This is a genomic window from Microterricola pindariensis (assembly GCF_002936985.1).
Classification (GTDB): domain Bacteria; phylum Actinomycetota; class Actinomycetes; order Actinomycetales; family Microbacteriaceae; genus Microterricola; species Microterricola pindariensis.
Genome location: NZ_MPZN01000115.1, coordinates 1 through 4,114, shown reverse-complemented (window position 1 = coordinate 4,114; position 4,114 = coordinate 1). Strand labels below are relative to the sequence as shown.

Here is a 4,114-nt window from a genome sequence, read left to right as displayed (position 1 = left end):
GCAGGCGGGGTCGCTGGCGCAGGCCGCCGACGCCCGGGCTCTGCTCACCCGCACGCTGCTCCTCAGCGCCGGGCTCGTCCTCCTGCTCAGCCTCCCGCTGCTCAGCCGCACCGGGCTGCGGGCGGGGAGGCGTCATCGGGCGCGGACGGGCGGCGGCGTGCAACCGCTCTGGCAGGATCTCGCCGACACGCTGACGGACTGCGGCCATCCCGTCTCCGACACCGAGACGCCCCGTGCGCGGGCCGCGCAGCTGGCGGGCGTGCTGGGCAGTGCCGAGCGCGCCGACCCGGCCGCCTGGCGCCCCGCCCTGGATCGACTCCTCGCCGAGGTTGAACGGGAGAGCTATGCCCGGCCCGGCGCCACGGAGCCGGGCGCTGCGGACGCCGCGCACCGGGCGCGCGCGGAGCTGCACGACGCCGCGCTGCTCGATTCCGCGATCAGATCCGCCACCCCATTCGGCCGCCGCGTGCGGGCCAGGCTGCTGCCGGCCTCGCTGTTCGGGCGCCTGCGCGGCGCCTGGGGCGCCGGCGCGGAGGGAGCCCCCAGCAATACTCGCTAGGATCTCGTGGTGAGTAATTTCAGCAAGACGCCCTACACCGTGCACGTGCGCGACCTTCTTCGTCGAGCAGGCGAGATGCGCGAGGTGGAGCTCGAGATTCCCGTCCCTGCCCAGCTGGGAGAAGGCCTCGTCGCCGTTCGCGAGGGCGAGATCATTGACGTCGACGTGCGTCTGGAGGCCGTTCACGAGGGCGTTTTGGTCAGCGCGAGCATCGAGGCGACGGCATCCGGAATCTGCGGACGGTGCCTGATTGACATCGAACTGCCAGTCGAAGTCGAGTTTCAGGAACTTTTCGCGTATTCTTCTGATGAAGCTTTTGAGTATGAGGTTCAAAATGACCACGTGGATCTTGAACCGCTGATCAGGGATGCGGTTGTGCTTGCACTTCCGTTCCAGCCGGTTTGCCGGCCGGATTGCCCAGGTCTCAATCCTGAGACCGGGGAGCGGCTTGCCGAAAAACCCGAACTCACCGTAGAAGAGCCGCGCGACTTGCGCTGGGCTGCGCTTGCGGACTTGCAGGTTTCCACAGACAACGAAGCAGGCGGAAACGCCGGCATCGACACGAAGAAAGAGAGATAGTCATGGCTGTTCCCAAGCGGAAGATGTCACGCTCCAACACGCGCGCCCGCCGTTCGCAGTGGAAGGCTGAGGTCCCCAACCTCGTCAAGACCGTCGAAAACGGCAAGGTCACCTACAGCCTCCCGCACCGCGCCAAGGTTGTCACCGACTCGGCCGGCACCGAACTCTTCATGGAGTACAAGGGCCGTAAGGTCGCCGACGTTTAATTCGGCACTCGTTGCCGACGTACGCCGTCTGAAGGGCATCTTGCATGGCTTCTCTTCCTGAGCAGCCGCGGGATGCCCTTGCGGCGTCTCTCGGCATCGATATCGACGATGCGCTGCTGGAGCTTGCTCTCACGCATCGCTCTTTTGCGTACGAGAACGGTGGCATTCCCACCAACGAGCGCCTGGAGTTTCTCGGCGACTCGATTCTCGGGCAGGCCGTCACGGTCATGCTCTACCGCAGCTTCCCGGATCTGGACGAGGGACACCTCGCAAAGAGACGCGCCAGCCTGGTGAGCAGTGTCGCGCTGGCCGAGGTCGCCCGTGCGATCGGGCTGGGTCAGTACATCCGGCTCGGCCGCGGTGAGATCCTGACCGGCGGTCGCGACAAGGCCTCCATCCTCGCCGACACGGTCGAGGCGATCATCGGCGCCGTCTACCTCGACAAGGGTGGCGACGTGGCGACACCGTTCGTGCTGCGCCTGATCGAGCCGTTGCTGGCCGACCCGGACCGTTTCGGGGTCACCATGGACCCGAAGACGAGCCTGCAGGAGATCGCCGCGCACCGCGGCGGCGGCGTGCCCGTCTACGAGATCACCGAGAGCGGACCTGACCACGACAAGCGTTTCGTGGCGACGGTCACCGTCGGCGACGTCACCGCGAGCGGCGACGGCACCAGCAAGAAGCACGCCGAGATGGCCGCGGCCCTCGAGGCGTGGTCGCGCCTCACCGGGCGCAAGTAGCGCCCCGGCGTCCCGTAGAGCTGCCCGATGCGTGAGCTGCCCGATGCCTGAGCTGCCCGAGGTCGAGGTCGTCCGCGCCGGGCTGGCCCCGGCCATCGGCGGCGCGCTCGTGCGCGGCGTCGAGGTGTTTGACGAGCGATCGCTGAAACGCCACGACGCGGCATCCGGCAGCTTTGAGGGTCTGCTCCTCGAGCAGCGAATGCTGGCCGCCGTGCGCCGCGGCAAGTTCCTCTGGATCCCTCTCGCCAGCGGCCGCGCGCTCGTCACCCACCTGGGCATGAGCGGGCAGGTTCTGCTGCGCAGCCCCGGCTTCGAGGAGTCTGGCCTGCTGCGCATCCGGCTGGCCATCGAGCACCCGGAGCACGGCGAGTTCTGGGTGAACTTCGTCGACCAGCGGATCTTCGGCTCGATGGCCGTCGACCGCATGGTGCCGACCCCGGATGGCGTCCCTGCCGGCTTCGCCGGCCCGGCAGCGATCGACGGTGCGAGCTCGTGGCGGCTGAGCCTGCCGAGTCAGGTCGCCCACATCGCCCGCGACCCGCTGGACCCCGCCTTCTCCGACGCGGCCTTCTTCGCCGCGCTCGCCCGCAAGAACACCGGCATCAAGCGCGCCCTGCTCGACCAGGGCCTGATCAGCGGCATCGGCAACATCTACGCCGACGAGGCGCTCTGGGCGGCGCGGCTGCACTACGAGCAGCCGGCATCCTCGCTGTCGACGCAGAAGAAGCGCACCCTGCTCGCCGAAGTGCGCCACGTGCTCGAGAAGGCCCTCGCCGAGGGCGGCACCAGCTTCGACGCGCAGTACGTCAATGTGAACGGGGCCTCCGGCTACTTCGCGCACTCGCTCAACGCCTACGGCCAGCAGGGCAAGCCGTGCCCGCGCTGCGGCACTCCCATCCAGCGCGAGCAGTTCATGAACCGCGGCTCGCACTTCTGCCCGAAGTGTCAGCGGCTGCGCGCGCTGCGCGCCTGACGCCCCGCGCCTCACGCCTGACGCCTCGCGCCCGGGCCCCCGCCACTGCCCGCGCCCGTACGATGCGCGCCCTGCACCACTTCGTAGGCCTCCGCGCCACATGAGCGGGCGCTAAGGCCTACCAACTGGCGCAGAGGGCGGCGCGGCTCGGCGGCGGCGGGGCGGCGCGGCGGCGAGGCTGCGAGTGGGCGCGCGGCGCTGTGCCGCCTCGGCCGGCCGAGGCTGGAGAAACACCGTGAGCCGGAATACCGCCGCGCCTCCAGCGTTGAACTTGAGCGAACTGCACTCAACTTTACCTGAGGAGGATTGGTGCCCGAAGATTTCACAGAGCCCGGAGCCAACTCGTTCGACGAGTTCCTCTCCCGCTACCTTGCGGGCGAGCAGGCACGGCAGGCCAGGTCGATCGACCTCAGCCGCTTCCTGACCGCACGCACCCAGAGCATCCTGCGCCAGGCTGGACGCTTCGCGCTCGAGCGCGGCCAGACCGAACTCGACGCCCTGCACATCCTGCGCGTGATCGTCGAGGACGAGAGCGTCTCGCAGGCGATCGCCCGCATCGGCGTGGCGCCGGAGCACATCATCACCGCGACCGAGGCGCGCCTGCCCGCCGCGACGGATGTCGCAGACATCGACGCCGCAACCATCACGCCCAGCGCCTCCCGCGCGCTGTTCCACAGCTACCAGGTGGCCCGCTCGAGCGGATCCACGTACATCGACCCGGAGCACCTGTTCTTCGCGCTCGTGCTGGGGCAGGACGCCCCCGCCGGCCAGGTGCTCGCCCGTGCCGGGGTCACCGCCGAGGCGCTGACACAGCAGATCCGCGAGCCGGTGACGGCGGGTGAGCCCGGCGACGCCGGACTCGGTGACAGGGAGAAGGCAGGGGGCGCCGCGGCGTCCGCGACCCCCATGCTCGACGCCTTCGGCACCGACCTGACACAGCGCGCCGCCGACGGCGAGCTCGACCCCGTCATCGGCCGTGCCGACGAGATCGAGCAGACCATCGAGATCCTCAGCCGCCGCACCAAGAACAACCCCGTGCTCGTCGGCGAGGCCGGCG

5 protein-coding genes and 1 pseudogene are annotated in these 4,114 nt (G+C 69.3%); all 6 read left to right on the top strand.

The window, feature by feature from the left end; all coding sequences use genetic code 11:
- Nucleotides 1-559 (top strand): annotated as a pseudogene (locus GY24_RS17770) (hypothetical protein); the annotation flags it as partial.
- 75 nt (nt 560-634) lie between these two features.
- The gene (locus tag GY24_RS17110; protein WP_104477816.1) at nt 635-1,138 is read left to right on the top strand and encodes a YceD family protein; all 504 of its coding nucleotides are present in this window, start codon (nt 635-637) and stop codon (nt 1,136-1,138) included.
- 2 nt (nt 1,139-1,140) lie between these two features.
- Nucleotides 1,141-1,344: a 50S ribosomal protein L32 gene (gene rpmF, locus GY24_RS17105; RefSeq protein WP_067226862.1), complete on the top strand. Its 204-nt coding sequence runs from the start codon at nt 1,141-1,143 to the stop codon at nt 1,342-1,344.
- A gap of 44 nt (nt 1,345-1,388) precedes the next feature.
- Nucleotides 1,389-2,084 carry a ribonuclease III gene (gene rnc / locus GY24_RS17100; RefSeq protein WP_104477814.1) on the top strand — a complete coding sequence of 232 codons (696 nt, stop codon included), beginning with the start codon at nt 1,389-1,391 and terminating at the stop codon, nt 2,082-2,084.
- Nucleotides 2,085-2,127: 43 nt separating this feature from the next.
- Complete coding sequence (mutM, locus tag GY24_RS17095) at nt 2,128-3,057, top strand: bifunctional DNA-formamidopyrimidine glycosylase/DNA-(apurinic or apyrimidinic site) lyase (protein ID WP_104477812.1); 930 nt, start codon at nt 2,128-2,130, stop codon at nt 3,055-3,057.
- Nucleotides 3,058-3,366: 309 nt separating this feature from the next.
- On the top strand, nt 3,367-4,114 hold a 748-nt coding region (locus GY24_RS17090; protein WP_133161241.1), incomplete at its 3' end, for a Clp protease N-terminal domain-containing protein.